Raw genomic sequence first — 16,609 nt, 5'->3', positions numbered from 1 at the left:
ATGCATCTTTGGCAACTAGAACCTTACCGAGACGCAACTATCCTCAGGCTGCTGTCGACAGCGGGGACAGCCGTTCGCGCAGGTCGGTGAGCGTGCGCCGCAGCAGCCGGGACACCTGCATCTGACTGACACCGATCTCGGCACCGATGTCGGACTGAGTCCAGCCTTCGATGAACCGTAGTTCGAGGATCCGGCGCTCACGCGCGCTGAGGTCCTCCAGCACCGGTTGCAGCATGTCCACGGCCTCCAGTTGGCTGACCGCGACATCGTCCTCGTCGGCCACGACGTCGGCCAGACTCAGACCGTTCTCCTCGGCCGGCCGATCCAGCGACAGCGTGTTGAAGCAACCCTTCGCCGCCAGCGCCTGCTCCACTTCATCGACCTCGACCCCGAGGTACTCGGCGAGCTCCTCGGTCGACGGCTCCCGGCCCAGCTCCTGCTCCAACTCCGGCAGCTTCGCCGACACCAGGCCCTGCAACTCCTGCAACCGCCGCGGGATCCGCACCGTCCACGCCGAGTCCCGGAAGTACCGCCGTACCTCGCCGCGGATCGTCGGTACGGCGTACCCGATGAACGGCGTCTCCGCGTCCAGCCGGTAGTTCGTCGCCGCCTTCAGCAGACCCACGCACGCCACCTGCTCGAGATCCTCGACCTCGACCCCACGCCCACGGAACCGCTGCGCGATCCCCCGCGCGATCTCCAGATTCAGCTCCACGATCCGCTCGAGCAACACCTGCTGCTCCACCGGATCCACGGCCTCGGCACGAGCCTCGAACAACTCTGCCGTCGCCGCCTCGCGGGCGGCCCGATCTCCGGCCGACGAACACTTCGTCGGCACCGACTGCTGACCAACACTCATCACAGAAACAGTCATTTTGACCTCGCGACAATCACGTCACGGCGCGGCACACATCTGGACCGCGGTCAAAGGATGTTTCCACATTACCCAGCCGGCTCGATCTCATGCATCTCGGCTAGAGAAGGTAGCGGTCGCCTGGGCGGACTACGCGCAGCCAGCGGGACGCGTGCGGTTCCAGTTCCAGGGTGAGTGTGCCGTCGTCGGCTACCTCGGTGCTGGCATCCCGGAGCAGGTCGACGGCGGTCCCGACAGCGGCGATCTTCAGGGTGATCCGGGCGGCCTCGGCGCCGAAGTTGTGCGCGGTGACGACGACCCCGTCCTCGTACGTCGATCGGTGCGCGAACACGCCCGCCGCGCCGTGCTCGAGGATCGTGCATTCACCCCACGACAGCTCCGGGCACTCGCGATAACGCCGTACCAGCAGCTTGATCCAGTTCAGCAACGAGTCCGGGTCGCGGCGTTGAGCGGCCACGTTGACGTGCTCGGGGCCGAACTCCCCCTCGGTGACGGGGGCCGCGAGCTTCGACGGATCGGCCGTGGAGAAGCCGCCGTTCGGCCCAGCCGTCCATTGCATCGGCGATCGCACTGCGCCGCGGCCCTCGATCGCGAGGTTCTCCCCCATCCCGATCTCCTCGCCGTAGAAGAGCACCGGCGTACCGGGCAAGGAGAACAGCAGGCTGTAGACCATCTTCAGCCGGGCCTGGTCGTTGCCGAGCATCGGCGGCAACCTCCGGCGCAGGCCACGACCGTACAGCTGCATGTCCTTGTCCGGCCCGAACGCGTCGAACACCTCTTGCCGCTCGGCATCGGACAGTTTGTCCAGCGTCAGCTCATCGTGATTGCGCACGAACGTTCCCCACTGGCCTTGTTCCGCGGCCGGCGGGCGCTCCCGCAAGGCCTTCACCAGCTCGGCCGGGTCGTTGCGGGCCAGCGACAGATACAGCCGCTGCATCCCGATGAAGTCGAAACACATGGTGAGTTCGTCGCCGTCCTCGTCACCGAAGAAGCGCCGTACGTCGGGATACTCCAGATTGACCTCGCCGAGCAGCATCGACTGGCTGCGCCGCCGGTCCAGGAACGCGCGCAGATCGCGCAGGTAGTCGTGCGGATCCGGCAGCGCCCCGGCGTCGACCGCGCCGGTCGTATCCAGCAGGAACGGTACGGCGTCCACCCGGAAGCCGGACAGCCCGAGCTGCGACCAGAAGCCGATCACGCGCTGAATCTCCTCGCGGACCTCGGCGTTGGCGATGTCGAGGTCCGGCTGATGCTTGTAGAACTGATGCAGGTAGTACTGCCCGGCCTCCTCGTCGTACTCCCACAAGCTCGTCTCCTGATCCGGGAAGACGATGCCCTCGTGCTGGTTGGCCGGCGGCTCGTCCCGCCACACATACCAGCCCCGGTACGGCGACTCCCGCGACGCCCGGGCGCTCTGGAACCACGGATGCGCGTCGGAGGTGTGGTTGACGACCAGGTCCGCGATCACCCGGATCCCGCGATCCTGAGCCAGCGTGATCAGCTCGACCAGATCACCATGCGTGCCCAGGCGCGGATCGACGCCGTAGAAGTCGATGATGTCATAGCCGTCGTCGCGATCCGGCGTCGGATAGAACGGCATCAGCCACAGGCAGGTCACCCCCAGATCGGCCAGGTGATCGATCCGCTGACCGACACCGCGCAGGTCGCCCACACCATCACCGTCGGTGTCGAAGAACGTCTCGACATCGAGGCAGTAGATCACCGCGTTCTTCCACCAGACATCGGCCGTCTCGGTCAGTCGCATGAACTCCCCGTGCCCCCGCGACCCCCGGCGTACTCGTCAGGCCGCTGGGTACCGGCCCCGGCGTACGACTCGATCAGGAGGCCCGAGATGCCCGCGAGAGCCGGGCTTCTGAATCCGGTCACTTTTCGGGATTGGCCGGTTGCGGGATCATGGGGGCATGGATCACGTCGGCCGGGCCATGGCCTCCGGGTTCGAGGACCCTGAGGAGCCCACACCCCCGCTCGCTCTTGTCGATAACGCCGCCGCGGCGCAGTTCGCCCGGCTGGCGGTCGAGCTCCACGACACGGACGGGGTCGACGAGACCGTCCAGGCGGTCGTCGAGTTCGCTCTGCAGGCCCTGGACTGCTCGCACGCGGGGGTTGCGCTGGTCGTCCGCGGTGGTCGGTTGGAGATTCCGGCCGTCACCGATCCGGTCGTCGCGGACATCTACCAGCTGCAGGCGAGCGGCACCGCCGGTCCCCTCACCGAGTCGATGAAGCACCGGACAACGGTCCTGGTCGGTGACACGGTCTCGGATCCACGCTGGCCCGACTGGGCGGCGAGGGTGGTTGAGCTCGGCGTGCGGAGCGTGCTCGACGTACCGCTGACCACCTCGGCCGGCACAGTCGGCGTACTGGGCCTTTACAGCGCGCACCCGGACGCCTTCGGTGCCGACGAAGAAGCGATCGCGCACATCCTCGCCCGGCACGCCTCGGTCGCGGTCGCCACGGCGCGGCACGAGGAGACGATGTCCGCCGCCGTCGACGCTCGCAAGCTGGTCGGCCAGGCCATGGGCATCCTGATGGAGCGCTACGCCATCGACGGCGACCGCGCCTTCGCGATCCTGCGCCGCTACTCCCAGGACACCAACACCAAACTCCGCGACGTCGCCCAGCAACTCATCGACACCCGCCGTCTCCCCCGCTGAGCCTGTCGCTCAGGAGCCGGCGGCGCCTCGGTGGTAGGTGGCCGTCAGGGTCGCGCGGCCGATCACCCTGCTCTCCGCCGCCGCGAGAACAGTGCGAGCAGGCGACCCGTACGGCAGATCGATCCGTCGTGACAACGCCAGCAACGTGAACTGGTAGTGATGCGTCTGCCCGGCCGGCGGACAGGGCCCGTTGTACGTCGCCTCGCCAAGATCGCTCAACGCCTCCCGGGCCTCCTCGGGCTTGGTGTGCTCCGCAAGCCCACCCGAATCAGCGGGGATCGCCCACTCCACCCAATGAATCAACGCGTCCCCCGACGGACTCTTCTTGTCGAGATCCACCATCGACAACACCAGCTCAACCGTTCCCCCCGGAGCATGCCGAAACACCAGCGGCGGCGAGTAATCCCCCGCCCCGTCACAAGTCATCCGCGCATCAAAGCTCCCATCAGCATGGAACCCCTCCCCAGCCACCACGGCAAACCTCCCATCATCAGGCCCACCCGCCGTACCCTCCTCCTCCGAGCACCCCGCAACCCCAGCCACAAGCAACACAACAACAATCGCCAGTCTCGATCGCCCCATCCCCCCACGCTAACCACGAACCACCCCCGCCGACCCTTACGCTTCCCCGACCCCTCACCCACCACCCCAACGTCCGAAAGATCGGAGACAGGCCCCTCCGCTCCTTCGGACGTTAACCACCGCCCCTCCACAACGTCCGAACGATCGGAGAGGGGCCCCTCCCGTCCTTCGGACGTTAGCCACAGCTGCTCGGGTTGTGGCCGGTTCACGGATGTTTACGGCCGCTCCGTGGCAGTAGATCTCCGTGGATCTCGTGCCCGGAGTCGTTGGTGCGGGTCTGCGGGGAGCTGCTGTCGCTGGGAGCCTGTTGCGCGTTGGCAGGCGGCATCCTCCCCAAACCGGTTCGGGGAGGATTTGAGACCGATTCGGGGGGTTAATGCTCCCCGGTTCGCTCTCCGGGAGGGCGGACCTCTCCCCGAACCGGTTTGGGGAGCGATATCGCGGTACGTGGTCGGTCGCGGTAGCTGAGGACTTTGCCTGGGCAGGAACCCCTCCTCCCCGAAGGTGCTCGTCCCGTCCCGCCGCTCCGATTCGGCCGGGGGCGTACGCGGTGGCTGGTCGCCGCTGCGGCCGGTATTACCTGAAGCGGTGTGGCTGGGGCGGTCTGTGGTTGAGGGGGATGGTGCGGTCGGTGACCGAGGTTCCCCGTTGCTTGTGGCTGACGGGCTGTGGTTGCGGCCAGCGATGAGGAGGCCTGTCAGCTGACCCGCCGCCGTGGCTGACCACTGCGGTCCGGGTCGGCTGCCAGCGTGCGGAATTTCACTGGATATCCGTTCAAATGGGCCCTTCTCTGCTCAAATATTGAGGGGAGAACCAGCAACTTGCGGGGAGATCCCCTCGTTTTCCGGGACCGCAACCGAAGCCCGGAAGCTCAAACGACCGGGCACGCGGTCACCGACCCCGCCATCCCCCTCAACCCCAGACCACGCCCACCTAGCGCTTCAGCAAATCGGCCGCCGCGGCGACCAACCACCGCATACGTGTCCGGCCTGTCCGGCGCGGCGCGAATCGGGGGCACACCGACCAACTCTGCGGGGATCTACTGCCTCTCAGCGGCAGCAGATCCCCGCAAAGCCGGGCTTTTGCTCGTTGGGATGCGGCCGGTGGGGTCGGCGGGTGGCTGGTCGCCGCCCACTGCATGCCGAAGCGGCCGGGACCGCTCAGGTCCCCACGTCGCGTACGAGGTTCCGCGAACTGTCTGCGGGTTGTCGTACGGTGGGCTGATCGGGTTGGCGGCAGGTGGGAGTGGCAGTGGTTCGGTTGACGAGGGCGCAGGCGCGGCGGATCGCCGTACGGGCTCAGTTGTTGACGGCGGATCGGCCGACGGATCTGGTGGCGATGGTTCACGAGTTGACGTTGCTGCAGATCGATCCGACGGCGGCGATCGCTCCGAATGTGGACCTGGTCGCGTGGAGCCGGTTGGGGACTTCGTATGCGCCGGCGCAGTTGCGGCAGGCGGTGGAGGTGGATCGGACGCTGTTCGAGTTCAACGCGTTGATCCGGCCGACGAGCGATGTCGCGTTGTATCTGGCTGGTGCAGAGGACGAGCCGACGTGGGAGCGGGCCCGCGACTGGATGCGGAAGAACGACGGCTTCCGGCGCGACATCCTGGAGCTGCTCGGCGAGCGGGGGCCGATGACTTCGCGCGAGATCCCGGACACCTCGGTCGAGCCGTGGGCGTCGACCGGCTGGAGCAACTCTCGCAACATCACCAAGATGCTCGACTGCCTGATCGCTCGCGGCGAGGTCGCCATCGCCGGCCGGGTAGGTCGCGAACGCAAGTGGGATCTGCCCGAGCGGGTCTACCCGCCTGACCTCGTCATCCCGACCGTCGAGGAAGCGACTCGGATCAAGAACGAGCGCCGACTCCGCTCGCTCGGAATCGCCCGCGCGACAGGCACCGAGGTGCCGGTCGAGCCCTGGACGGTCGGTCCCGTCGGTGAGCCGGTCGAGGTCGAGGGCACCAAGGGTGAGTGGCGAGTGGATCCCGCCGCTCTCGAAGCCAACGACTTCGAGCCCCGTACGGCGTTCCTGTCGCCCTTCGACCGCCTGATCCACAACCGCGGCCGCGCGGAGGAGCTGTTCGACTTCGAGTACACCCTGGAGATGTACAAGCCGGCCGCCAAACGCCGCTGGGGCTACTTCGCCCTCCCGATCCTGCACGGCGACCAACTCGTCGGGAAGCTCGACGCCATCGCCGACCGCAAAGCCTCGGTCCTCCGGGTGAACGCGATCCACGAAGACATCCCGTTCACCCGCAAGGTGCGCAACGCCGTCCAAGGAGAACTGGACAACCTCGCCAACTGGCTCGGCCCGGCCGACATCCAGCAGTGATCGCGGTTCAGGTGCCGAGGTCCTGGGTCCAGGTTCCGGCGCTCCATTTGGACTTGATGCGGCCGCTGTCGTAGCCGACGCCGAGCATGGTGAAGGCGCAGTTCAGGAGGTTGGCGCGGTCGGTTTCGTTGTTCATCCAGGCGTTCACGACGGCTGCTGGGTCGCGTGATCCGGTGGCGAGGTTCTCGGCTGTCGAGGTGCCGCCGAAGCCGGCTGCTCGCATTCGGTCGGCGGGGGTGCGGCCGTCTTGGCTGTTGTGGGCGAAGTAGTGGTGCGCGACCATGTCCGTCGCGTGGTTCTGGGCTGCCTGAGTGAGCGCGCTGTTCAGTTGCAGGGGACGGCAGCCGGCGTTGGCCCGCTCGGTGTTCGTGAGCCGCAGAATCTCCCGGGCTTGCGGCGAGCCGCTGGGCACGGGCGGCTTCGGCGGCGGCTTGGCAGTCGTCGGCGGCGGAGGGGTCGGCCTCGGCCGGGGCCGGGTCGTCGACGGGTGCGTCAGGGGCGGAGTCGGAGTCGGTTTCGCTGATGGTTTCACCCGGGGTGACCTGGTGGGCGAAGGCGTCGGAGTGGGGGTTGATCTCAGCACGACCGGATGCGCCGTCACCTTGTTCTGCACGATGGTGCGCTGGCGGACCGCGACCGTCTGCTTCGGGTCGCGGGCCACGTACCAGCCGCCGACCGCGACCAGCCCGAGCACCAGCAGCGCCCCGATCAGCGGAGCTGTGGCCACCCGCCTCCGCCGCTCCCGCAGTAGCGGCTCGTCGTCCTGGGTCCTGTCGACTGGATCCGTCACGTAATGGAAGCTAATCGACACCTTCGCGGGCGTTACACATTCGCCGAGGGTCTTTACCTTCACCGAAGATTTTGTCGGCATCCGGAGAATCTCCATTCGGAGACCCTCCGAAGGGAGATCTTCATTAGTTGCTTGAAGCAATTGAATGTAAAACTACGGAAAGGGTCTCGAACACGGTGTTTCACAAGGGCTGTCGCCGCGCGTAATTTCTCCAGCACCGCCCGGCAACAAGTGATGGGAAGCGAGATGATGCAGCGAGCACCTGTCACCACCCACGTCCACGGGACAGCGGCCCGGATCGGCTGGTTCGCGCTCTACCTCGAGACGCTCCTGGTGCCGATCGCGCTGACCTGGCTGTCGTACGGCCTGCGCACGATGAAAGTCGGCGAAGCGATCGCAGTGGGCCTCGGCCTGGTCGCCTTCTCGGCACTGGTGGTCGCGGTGATCCTGCCGGCCCGGGTGTCGCCGCTGATCGCGGCGTTCGGGATCGAGACGATCCTCAAGATCCACCGGTGTACCGCCAAGTGGGCAGTCGTCCTGGTGCTGGCACACGTCGTCGTGGTGCTGATCGAAGATCCCCGCGGCCTCAAGATCTTCAACCTGCTGAACACGACCTGGGCGGCGCGCGCGGCGACGGCTTCGACGCTGGCGCTGATCCTGATGGTCGTGCTGGCGATCACGCGATCCCGCAGGCAGCCGCGGTACGAGGGCTGGCGGATGGTCCACAACGTGCTGGCCGGCGCCGTACTGATGACTGCCTGGATGCATGTCTGGTGGCTGCGGCACCTGATGACGAAGCCGTTGCTGGCCATCTGGTTCTTCGGTACCGGCCTCCTGGTAGCGGCGCTCGGCGCACGCCGCTGGCTGTGGTTGCCCCTGCGCGCACGCAGACGCTCCTACCTACTTCAGGAGGTACGGCGGGAACCGGGCGACGGAGTCACGCTGACGCTCGCCGCGGACCGGCACAGCGGCGTACCGTTCAACGCCGGGCAGTTCGCGTGGCTCAAGTTCGGTACGTCGGCCTTCGTGTTCGAGGAGCATCCGTTCAGCATCTCGTCGACGGCCGACCGCCCGGGCGTCAAGCAGTTCACGATCAAGGCACTCGGCGACTTCACCGAGTTGCTCAGCGCCTTGCGGCCCGGCCGCCGCGTCTACCTGGACGGCCCGTACGGCGGGTTCACGATCGAGGGCCACGACGGCTCGGCCGGGTTCATGATGATCGCGGCCGGGGTCGGCATCACCCCGTTGCTGAGCATGCTGCGCACCCTGGCCGATCGCCGCGACCGGCGTCGCCACTGGCTGATCGTTGCCGCCCGGACGGTCGAGGAGCTGATGCTGCGCCCCGAGATCCTCGAGGTCCGCAAGCGCCTCAACCTCCAGGTCGTCGAGGTGCTCAGCAAGCCAGGACCGGGATGGACCGGAGAGACGGGCCGGATCAGCGGCAGAGTGCTCTCGCGCTATCTGCCGCGTAACCCGTCCCGCCTCAACTACTTCATCTGCGGACCGGACCCGATGGTCCATACCGTCAGCCACGCACTCGCCGCGCGCGGCATTCCCTTGCGCCGCATTCACACCGAGCGTTTCGGTGCGGCCTGAGGTCTTAGCTCCAGATCTGGAATTCGGAGAGTTGTGCGGCCGGCCAGCCGGTGTTTGCGGTGATGTTTACTCGCCAATACCGCTGGGTCGAGGCGGGGAAGGTAATGGTCGTGGTCGGGCCGAAGGTGTAGGTCGCGGCAGCTTTTACGGTGGTGAATGTGTTTCCGTCACTGGAGGCGAGCAGGGACAGGGTTTGGTCGCGCGCTCCCCAGGCGGCGGGCAGTTGCAGGACGACGCGGCTGACGGACTGGGCGGAGCCGAGATCGACCTGGGTCCACTGCGGGAACGCGTTGTTCGCGCTCTCCCAGTACGACGATTGGTTGCCGTCGGTCACGTTGCCCGACACGTAGGACTGGCTGTGCGAGGACTCGCTGGTGGGCTTGCCCGCGGCCAGGTTCGCGGTCGGGGTCGAGCCGCTGGTGAACTGCAGGCTGTTGAGGTTCCAGTTTCCGTTGTCCTGGTAGACCGTCAGCGTCTGCAGCCCGGCCGGCAAGGTCACCTGAGCGGTGACGTTTGCCCAGGTCTGCCAGCCGCCGGTCGACGGGAGGCTGACGTTGCCGCTGAGGTTGGTGCCGGAGGCACTGACCAGATGGAACGCGTTGGTCACCGCGGCCGGCGTCGCGACGCGCGCTGCCACGCTGTATGTCCCGGCGGTGGCGACGTTCACCGTGTAGTGGAACCACTGACCGGCGCTCGTCCAGCCCAGGTTGTAGCCTCCACCGGCGTCCGACGTGGTCTCGAGGTCGACGCCGTCGCCGCGATAGCTGTTCGCCGTACCGTTGATCGAGTTCACGCTGTACGCGACGCCCTGCCCACCGGTGTTGTAGTTCTCCGCCTGCACGAGGCCGGGGACCGCAGCCGCCGCACCGCCGTACGGGGCCTCGGTCGAACCGCCGGTCTGCCAACTGTTGCCACTGAGCGACGCCGCGAATCCACCCGAGTTATTGATGTACGGCGTCCCGCCACCGTTCACGGTGTTGCCGGTGATCGTCGCGGATCCGGACGGAGCCGGGTAGAACGCCGGCGCGATGACGATGCCGTTCCGCCACGGCGACGTGACGGTGTTGTTCTGGAGCTGGGTGTTGGTCGAGGTCGAGAAGCCGATCCCGTCGTACAGCGAATTGAGAATGGTGTTGTTGGTGGCGGTGACGTGGTCGACCACGCCGACGTTCTGCCCGTCGCCGCCGTTCCCGATGTGGAACGCCGGTTGCCCTTGGCTGTAAGCATTCCCGCCCGACCGTACGACGGTGTTGCCGGTGACCGTGGTCGACGACAGATCGTTGCCGTTGACACCGAACCGACCGGCGCCGAGACCGATGTAGCGCGCGGTGTCGGAGACGTAGTTGTTCTCGACCCGATGTCCGCTGCCGCCGTAGATGCCCAGACCCTTGCCGCCCCAGGGAGCGGTCGACGTATTGTTCGTCACCATCGCGTTCGCCATCGGGGTGTAGTAGACCCGCGTGCCGTCGATGTCGTTGTAGTTCACGGAGTTGATCGCCAGCGCGTCATCACCAGTGCCGCGGACGAAGTTGTTGGTGATGGTCAGGTTATTGCCGACGGAATTGCCCATCGAGACGTTGTTGATGTTGGCGCCGTCGGCCCAGATCGTCGTGAGGCGGTTGTTCCGGATACTGCCGCCGGTGCCGGAGGCCCAGAAGCCCGACAGCGTGTGCTGGGTCCAGATCCCCTCGGCCACCCAGTTCGTTCCGGTGATGTCCATTGATCCGCCCGCGCCGTCGATGGTGGCGCGGCTGGTCGCGTTGGAATCGACATGGAGGTTCCGGATCGTGGTCGAGTTCAGGCCCCACAACGCCGGAAGCGGGGTGCTGTTCGGCAGCGGCACGTCGCGGTAGATCGTGCTGTGCCACGCGCCCGCACCGGCGATGGTGATGCCCTGAGCCTGCAGCCCCTGGGTCCCCTTCACGTAGAAGGTCCCGGCCGGGATCCACAGGGTCCGGCCCTGGGACTGCGCCTGATTGATGCAGTTCTGGATGGCCGCCCGGCTGTCGACCGATGCCGGGGCCGCGGCACCGTTGGTCGGGGTGTTGTCCGAGACGGCACCGCAGTCGGTGATCGAGATCGAGTTGGCCGGCTGGGCGATCGGGGCCGGCGCGTTCTCCACGTCGACGACGTCGATGTCGTAGAAGGCGGCCGAGTTGGCGGCGTCCTTCCGCAGCATGAACGTTCCGCCCGCCGCGATCGGCGTACCGGTGACGAACGTGTGCGTCTCGTCGAAGAACACCCGCGGGTTGCCGTCGGACGGGTTCTGGCTGTTGCCGTTGTAGTTGTTGTTGCCTTCGTACAGCCAGGTCTGCTTCGAGTTGACGTTGAGCGCCTGCCGCAGCCCGCCGTCGACGTACAGGTTCAGCGTGCTGGTCTGGCCGCCGCCGCCACTGGTGTCGGGGATGCTCACCCGGACAGTGATCGCACTGATCGGGCTACCGGTGTTGTTGGTCCACTGCACGCTCTGGCCGGTGCCCGCGAGGTGCGCGTACGCGTGACCGGAAGCCTCCAGCGAAGCGCTCGAGAACTGCGTCGTCGGCGCCGCGGTCAGCGACACCGAGGTCGCGCCCCCGCCAAGCGAACCGGCCTCGGCTTCGAGGCTGGTGAACGGCACCGTGGCGCCGGCGGCGGCTGCCGGCGTCACGACCACGGCGGTGAGCGAGATCGCGGTGAGGGCGATGGTGCAGGCGGCGCCGATCAGTCGGCGGAGCGGAATGGAGCGCATGATTCTTCCTCTCTCTGGCTGTGCAGGGCCGGGAGTGGGCGTCCCGGCAGGGCGACTGCATCGGCCTCGATGTCAGAAAGTTTCGAAGAATCATCGGAAATTTGCACTGACACCGTAGGAGGATGAAACGCGAATGTCCTCCACCCGTCAAGAAGGAACGCCCAGCGAGCCCGCCTGCGACAGGAAGCCGATGATCTCCGGCAGCTGGTCCTCACAGTCCCTCAGGATCCGATCCGGCAAATGTCATCGCCTTGTCTCGGCGTCGACGGGCGTAGTTCAGTGACTGAACTGCGCGAGGTACAGTGAAATCACCCCTTCACACACCATCGGACAGGAGAGCACCATGGCATCCGTCCTCATCACCGGAGCCTCGAGAGGCATCGGGCGGGCGATCGCGACCGAGCTGGCGACCCGCGGCCACCGAGTGATCGCGACAGCCCGGCGTACCGAGGACCTCGACGACCTCGCCGTGGACCAGCGGCTGCGCCTCGATGTCACCGATCAGGACAGCGTCGACCAGGCATTACGCGCGGCAGGCGAGGTCGACATCCTCGTCAGCAATGCCGGCGCCACTATCCGTTCCCCGCTGGAGAACGTGCCGATCGCCGAGCTCGAGGCGCTCTTCCAGCTCAACACGTTCGGCCCACTACGAGTGGCGCAGGGCCTGCTTCCGGCCATGCGCGCACGAGGCGAGGGCCGGCTGATCTTCGTGTCCAGCATCCAAGGCCGCCTGGTGCTGCCGATCATCGGCCCGTACGGCGCGAGCAAGTGGGCGCTGGAAGCGATCGCCGAGGCACTGGCCATCGAGACCGGCCACTTCGGCATCAAGGTGAGCGTCATCCAGCCGGGAGCCGTGTCGTCCGGTGGAGCCGAGCGGGCCAAGTCGTTCTTCACCGAGAACGATCCCTACCAGCCACTCCTCGAGCAGGTCGGCGTCCTCCGCGGCGAGCCTGTCACCCCGGAAGAAGTCGCCGTCGCAGTCGCCGACACCATCGAGAACCCCGAGCCGCCATTGCGGATACCGGTCGGCGCCCCCGCGAAGGCCGCGCTCGAAGCGCGCAAGGCTGCCCCGGACGACGTACCCTTCCTGCCGGTCCAGCTCAACTGGTAGTTGCCTCGAGCAAGCGGTGCGGCGTGTTGAGCGCCTGGGACACCGGGTCGAGTTCAGCAGCGCCTGGTTCGTAGCCAGGACCGGGCTCCACCCGAATGTCCGGGACCTTGACGATCTTGCGGCACGTCTCGCACCGCCCGGCGGGGTCGACAACCCCGCCGTCCTTGTCGTGCAACAGCGCTCGCTTGACCCCGGTCGGCGAATAGAACTCGTCACCCCAACCGATCAGCGAGCGCAGGACGGGCCACAAAGCGATGCCCTTGTCGGTCAGCAGGTACTGCCCGTCGCTTCGCGTCATCACCCCTTCCGCCACCAGGAGCTTCAGTCGGCTGGTCAGCACCGCACGCGGGATACCGAGCTGGGTGGCGAAGTCGCCGAACCTGCGAACGCCGAAGAAAGCATCCCGAAGGATCATCAGCGTCCACCGTTCACCCACCACTGCCAGCGCCCGGGCCAGCGAGCAGTTCCGGTCGGCGTAAGTACTGGGAAGCGTCATGAGACCAGCCTACCGATGCAGTTCAATCAATGAACTACGATTTGAGCGCTGCCGCGAACAGCGGGACGACCTTGTCCAGGGCGTAGCCGATCGAGAGGATCGAGTCGGTCGCGAAGGCGCTGCTCAACGTCTTGTCGTTGAAGACGACCACGTGACCGGCCTTGACCGACGGGACCTTCTGGAAGAGCGGATCGCCGGTGATCTTGGTGGCGTCGACCCCGATCGGCGCCATCACCGTCAGGTCGGCGTCCAGCAGGTCGAGCTGCTCCTGCGACACCTTGATCGAGAACCCCGCGTCCGCCTTGGCCTGGACCTTCGGGTTGTTCGTGAAGCCCAGCCGCTCCACGAAGTCGACGCGTCCGGTTCCGGCGGTGTAGGCGCCGTACCCGTCGCTCGTCCGCGAGCCGAGCGTGATCGTCTTGCCCTTGAACTCGGGGTGCTCGGCAACGGTCTTGGCGAACCGCGCCTTGGTGTCGGCGATCAACTGCTTGCCCTGATCGACCCGCCCGAGCGCCGCCGCGACCATCTCGGTCTGCTTCTCCCACGACACCTTGTAGGCGTCACCACCAGTCGGTACGCCGACGGTCGGGGCGATCGCCTTCAACGTGTCGTACCGCGTCTGGTCGCCACTCGACTTCGTGTCGAGGATCAGATCCGGCTTCAGCGCGGCGATCTTCTCGAACTCCGGCTCCAGGGTCCCGATCTTCTGGGGCGCCTGCTGGTACCGCCCGGTCGCCCATGGCCCGACCCCTTCGCCACCGAACGCCAGCCAGTCGCTCGCCCCGACCGGCTGCACTCCGAGGGCCAGCGCGGTCTCGGCATCCCCCCAACCGAGGGCGACAACCCGCTTCGGCTCGCTCGGAATCGTCACCGCGCCGAACTTCGTGTCCACCTTCGCGAACGTGCCGCCGGCGGCCCCAGCCTTGTCACCACTGCCACACCCAGCCAGGCCAACCGCGGCCACCACGAGCACAACCGCCGTACCGATCAAGCCCTGAGGCCGCAGAATTCGCATGCCTGAAGGTTAGCCTGCCCTTACCTGATGCCGCACCGCCTTCGCCACCGAACTCGCTGCCATCTGGTGGTACGGCGCCTACAACCGCCGTACCGGGGATTGAGCTCAACGGTCGACGGCGAGGTATTCGTGGCAGGCGCGGAGCAGTCCGTAGATCTCGTGGTGCGAACGGTCGACCTCGACGAGATTCCAGCGGACCGAAGGGTTGGCGCGGACGACTGCGTCGATGTCGACCACGCCCTCGCCGTACGGCACCAGGTAGTCGCTCATCCCTTTGGCGGGTCCGTCCTTGAGGTGCAGGTACTCCAACCGATCGCCGAGTGCGGCGGCCAGTTCGGCGGGATCGACGCCACCGGCCTGCGCCCAGTAGACGTCGAGCTCGAGGACCACCGCCGGATCGAGCTCGTCCAGCAAGACCTGGTACGCCGATCGCCCGCCGAAGGAGTTCCGGAACTCCGCAAAGTGGTTGTGGTACCCGACCCGCATCCCGTACGCCGCCGCCCGGGCGACCGCTTCGTTGATCCGCTCGGCACCCCGCAGGATCCCGTCGAGCGTGGTGAACTCCGCCGGCTCGAGACTCCACACGAGCGTGCCGGCGCCCAACTCGGCGTACTGGTCGAGAACTACCGTCCCCGCGGAGAAGGGCGCGTGCGAACTACACAGCTCGAGCCCGAGGTCGTCCAGGCGGGTCCTGACGGCCTTCGCCGCGTGGCCGTACAGGTCATAGGTCTCGACACCGGCGAACCCGAGCTCGGCGACCCGGCCAAGAACGCCCAGTAGGTCCTGCCCAGCCTGGTCATGCAACGACCACATCTGCAGTGCGATCCGCGCGCGAGGGTTGGCCACGCCGGAAGCGTAGGCCACCCTCGCGCACTCGGCTCAGAACGGTTGTCGCGGCAGGACCTCGGTACGGCGGGACTTCGCCGACGCCGCCGGATCCTGAGCTGCACAGCGCGTGTTGTCGGCAGGCACCTTCAGCGCGGTCAGGTAGTTGTCGGTGTTCGAGCGAGTGCACGTCGTGTGCTCGTACGCACCGTGCCCCCAGCCCTCATAGGTCAGCAGGACCGTGCTGGCCTTGGCCGCGCGGTGAAGCGCAGCGGCCCACTCGTACGGCGTCGCCGGGTCGTGCAAGGAGTTGAGCACGAGCACCTTGCCGGTGGTGTTGATCTTCGGGGTGTGCTGGGGATTCCCGGCCTTGGCCGAACCGAGGCAGGCGGTGACGGCCATGTGGCCGAGGTCGGAACCCCGGGCGTGCGGAGCGTTCTTCCGCTCAGCCGAAGCGAGCTGCTGATAGTGCTTGAAGTCGCGGATCGGGAAGTTGAAGTCGCTGCAGAGCGAGGCTGCGAAGGCCTCCGGGACGGCGTCATCAGCCCGCGCCGACATCCGGCGTGCACCGGACGAACCTGTCTGCAGAGCCTTGACCCCCTCGGTGAAGGGGAGCCAGTCAGGTCCGTAGCCCATGCCACCCGCGGCCCGGGTCAACCCGAGTGGACTCACCTTCTGATCCCCGTCCGGAGTGTGCTCGATCAGCTCACCGCGATCGGCCTTGGCCATCAAGCCGTCCCAGATCTTCAGAGCATCCTGGCCGTGCAGCGGTGACGAGGCGGTTCGCTGATTCCACTTCGCCCATTCCTTCAAGGAGTCTTCGACCGCCCGGGCCTCGGCGGTCAGGAAGGCGTGGGCGTCGAGGCTGTGGTCCATGTTCGCGTCGATCACCATCGCGCGGACCCGGTCGCCGTGCCGTTCGGCGTACACCTGCCCGAACAACGTGCCGTACGAAATGCCGTAGTAGTTCAGCTTCGCCTCGCCCAGCGCGCCGCGAAGCGCGTCCATGTCGTCGGCGACATCGGCCGACGACAGGTGGTCGAACACCGGGCCGGTCTTCTGCCGGCAGTCCGCCCGCAACTGCTTCTCGAGGGCGACCAGCTTGGCGAACTCCACGGCCGTCTTGGGATAGACCGCGGCGTGCTGCTTCGCGAGCAGACCGGCGTCGCAAACCACCGGCTTGCTGTCGCCGACCCCGCGCGGATCCATGCCGATGATGTCGAAGCGCTGCACGATCTGCGGCGAGAAGAGCTCCAGGGAGTCGTAGGCGAACTGCACTCCCGAGCCGCCCGGACCGCCTGGATTGACGAACAGGACGCCGACGCGATGCGCCGGATCGGTTGCCTTGTGCCGGTTCATCGCCAGCTCGAACGTCGGACCGCCCGGCTTACTCCGGTCGATCGGCACGGCCAGCGTTCCGCACTCGAACCCGGCCTGCTCGTTCGCACACTTCTTCCAGGCGATCCTCGCCGTACCGGCGTCTGCGGGCAGTGCCACCACAACACCGCTCGCCGCCAGCAGCACACCCGCGCTCAGCACCCCGAGCGCTCGCTTCATCGGTCGCATAACTCCCTCTCGAAGGTTCA

13 protein-coding genes are annotated in these 16,609 nt (G+C 66.9%); 4 read left to right on the top strand and 9 right to left on the bottom strand.

Going from position 1 to position 16,609, the window contains the following annotated elements:
* Positions 1-43 precede the first annotated feature (43 nt).
* Entirely contained in the window at positions 44-859 is an 816-nt protein-coding gene (locus OG474_RS29095) for a SigB/SigF/SigG family RNA polymerase sigma factor (RefSeq protein WP_405056778.1), read from the bottom strand.
* A 115-nt stretch (positions 860-974) separates the two neighbouring features.
* The gene (locus OG474_RS29090; RefSeq protein ID WP_405056777.1) at positions 975-2,639 is read right to left on the bottom strand and encodes an alpha-amylase family protein; all 1,665 of its coding nucleotides are present in this window, start codon (positions 2,637-2,639) and stop codon (positions 975-977) included.
* Between the two features lie 157 nt (positions 2,640-2,796).
* On the opposite strand from OG474_RS29090, the gene OG474_RS29085 reads away from it, so the two are divergent.
* On the top strand, positions 2,797-3,546 hold the full coding sequence (locus OG474_RS29085; protein WP_405056776.1) for an ANTAR domain-containing protein: 750 nt from the start codon (positions 2,797-2,799) through the stop codon (positions 3,544-3,546).
* A gap of 9 nt (positions 3,547-3,555) precedes the next feature.
* On the opposite strand, the gene OG474_RS29080 is transcribed toward OG474_RS29085, so the two are convergent.
* Positions 3,556-3,972 carry a YbhB/YbcL family Raf kinase inhibitor-like protein gene (locus OG474_RS29080; protein ID WP_405056775.1) on the bottom strand — a complete coding sequence of 139 codons (417 nt, stop codon included), beginning with the start codon at positions 3,970-3,972 and terminating at the stop codon, positions 3,556-3,558.
* Between the two features lie 1,407 nt (positions 3,973-5,379).
* Here OG474_RS29080 and OG474_RS29075 point away from each other — a divergent pair.
* Positions 5,380-6,462, top strand: a complete 1,083-nt coding sequence (locus OG474_RS29075; protein WP_405056774.1) for a DNA glycosylase AlkZ-like family protein — start codon at positions 5,380-5,382, stop codon at positions 6,460-6,462.
* 7 nt (positions 6,463-6,469) lie between these two features.
* Here the strand turns inward: OG474_RS29075 and OG474_RS29070 are convergent, their stop codons facing one another.
* On the bottom strand, positions 6,470-7,252 hold the full coding sequence (locus OG474_RS29070) for a CAP domain-containing protein (RefSeq protein WP_405056773.1): 783 nt from the start codon (positions 7,250-7,252) through the stop codon (positions 6,470-6,472).
* A 249-nt stretch (positions 7,253-7,501) separates the two neighbouring features.
* On the opposite strand from OG474_RS29070, the gene OG474_RS29065 reads away from it, so the two are divergent.
* Entirely contained in the window at positions 7,502-8,848 is a 1,347-nt protein-coding gene (locus OG474_RS29065) for a ferric reductase-like transmembrane domain-containing protein (protein ID WP_405056772.1), read from the top strand.
* Between the two features lie 4 nt (positions 8,849-8,852).
* Here the strand turns inward: OG474_RS29065 and OG474_RS29060 are convergent, their stop codons facing one another.
* The gene (locus tag OG474_RS29060) at positions 8,853-11,576 is read right to left on the bottom strand and encodes a carbohydrate-binding protein (protein WP_405056771.1); all 2,724 of its coding nucleotides are present in this window, start codon (positions 11,574-11,576) and stop codon (positions 8,853-8,855) included.
* Between the two features lie 343 nt (positions 11,577-11,919).
* Between OG474_RS29060 and OG474_RS29055 the strand changes: the two genes are divergently transcribed.
* Entirely contained in the window at positions 11,920-12,687 is a 768-nt protein-coding gene (locus tag OG474_RS29055) for an SDR family NAD(P)-dependent oxidoreductase (protein WP_405056770.1), read from the top strand.
* Here OG474_RS29055 and OG474_RS29050 read toward each other — a convergent pair.
* The 4 genes from OG474_RS29050 to OG474_RS29035 form a co-directional block, all read right to left on the bottom strand.
* Positions 12,677-13,183: a winged helix-turn-helix transcriptional regulator gene (locus tag OG474_RS29050; RefSeq protein WP_405056769.1), complete on the bottom strand. Its 507-nt coding sequence runs from the start codon at positions 13,181-13,183 to the stop codon at positions 12,677-12,679. The two genes, OG474_RS29055 and OG474_RS29050, sit on opposite strands and share 11 nt — an antisense overlap.
* A gap of 34 nt (positions 13,184-13,217) precedes the next feature.
* A complete protein-coding gene (locus tag OG474_RS29045) occupies positions 13,218-14,198 on the bottom strand; it encodes an iron-siderophore ABC transporter substrate-binding protein (RefSeq protein WP_405056768.1) in 981 nt (326 codons plus the stop codon).
* 105 nt (positions 14,199-14,303) lie between these two features.
* Positions 14,304-15,044 (bottom strand): sugar phosphate isomerase/epimerase family protein, encoded by a 741-nt coding sequence (locus OG474_RS29040; RefSeq protein WP_405056767.1) that lies wholly within the window; start codon positions 15,042-15,044, stop codon positions 14,304-14,306.
* Positions 15,045-15,077: 33 nt separating this feature from the next.
* Positions 15,078-16,580, bottom strand: a complete 1,503-nt coding sequence (locus tag OG474_RS29035) for an alpha/beta fold hydrolase (RefSeq protein WP_405056766.1) — start codon at positions 16,578-16,580, stop codon at positions 15,078-15,080.
* Positions 16,581-16,609 lie beyond the last annotated feature (29 nt).

The organism is Kribbella sp. NBC_01505, assembly GCF_045040285.1.
Classification (GTDB): domain Bacteria; phylum Actinomycetota; class Actinomycetes; order Propionibacteriales; family Kribbellaceae; genus Kribbella.
Note: the sequence above shows the minus strand (reverse complement) of the source record. Positions and strands in the feature narration are given on the sequence as shown.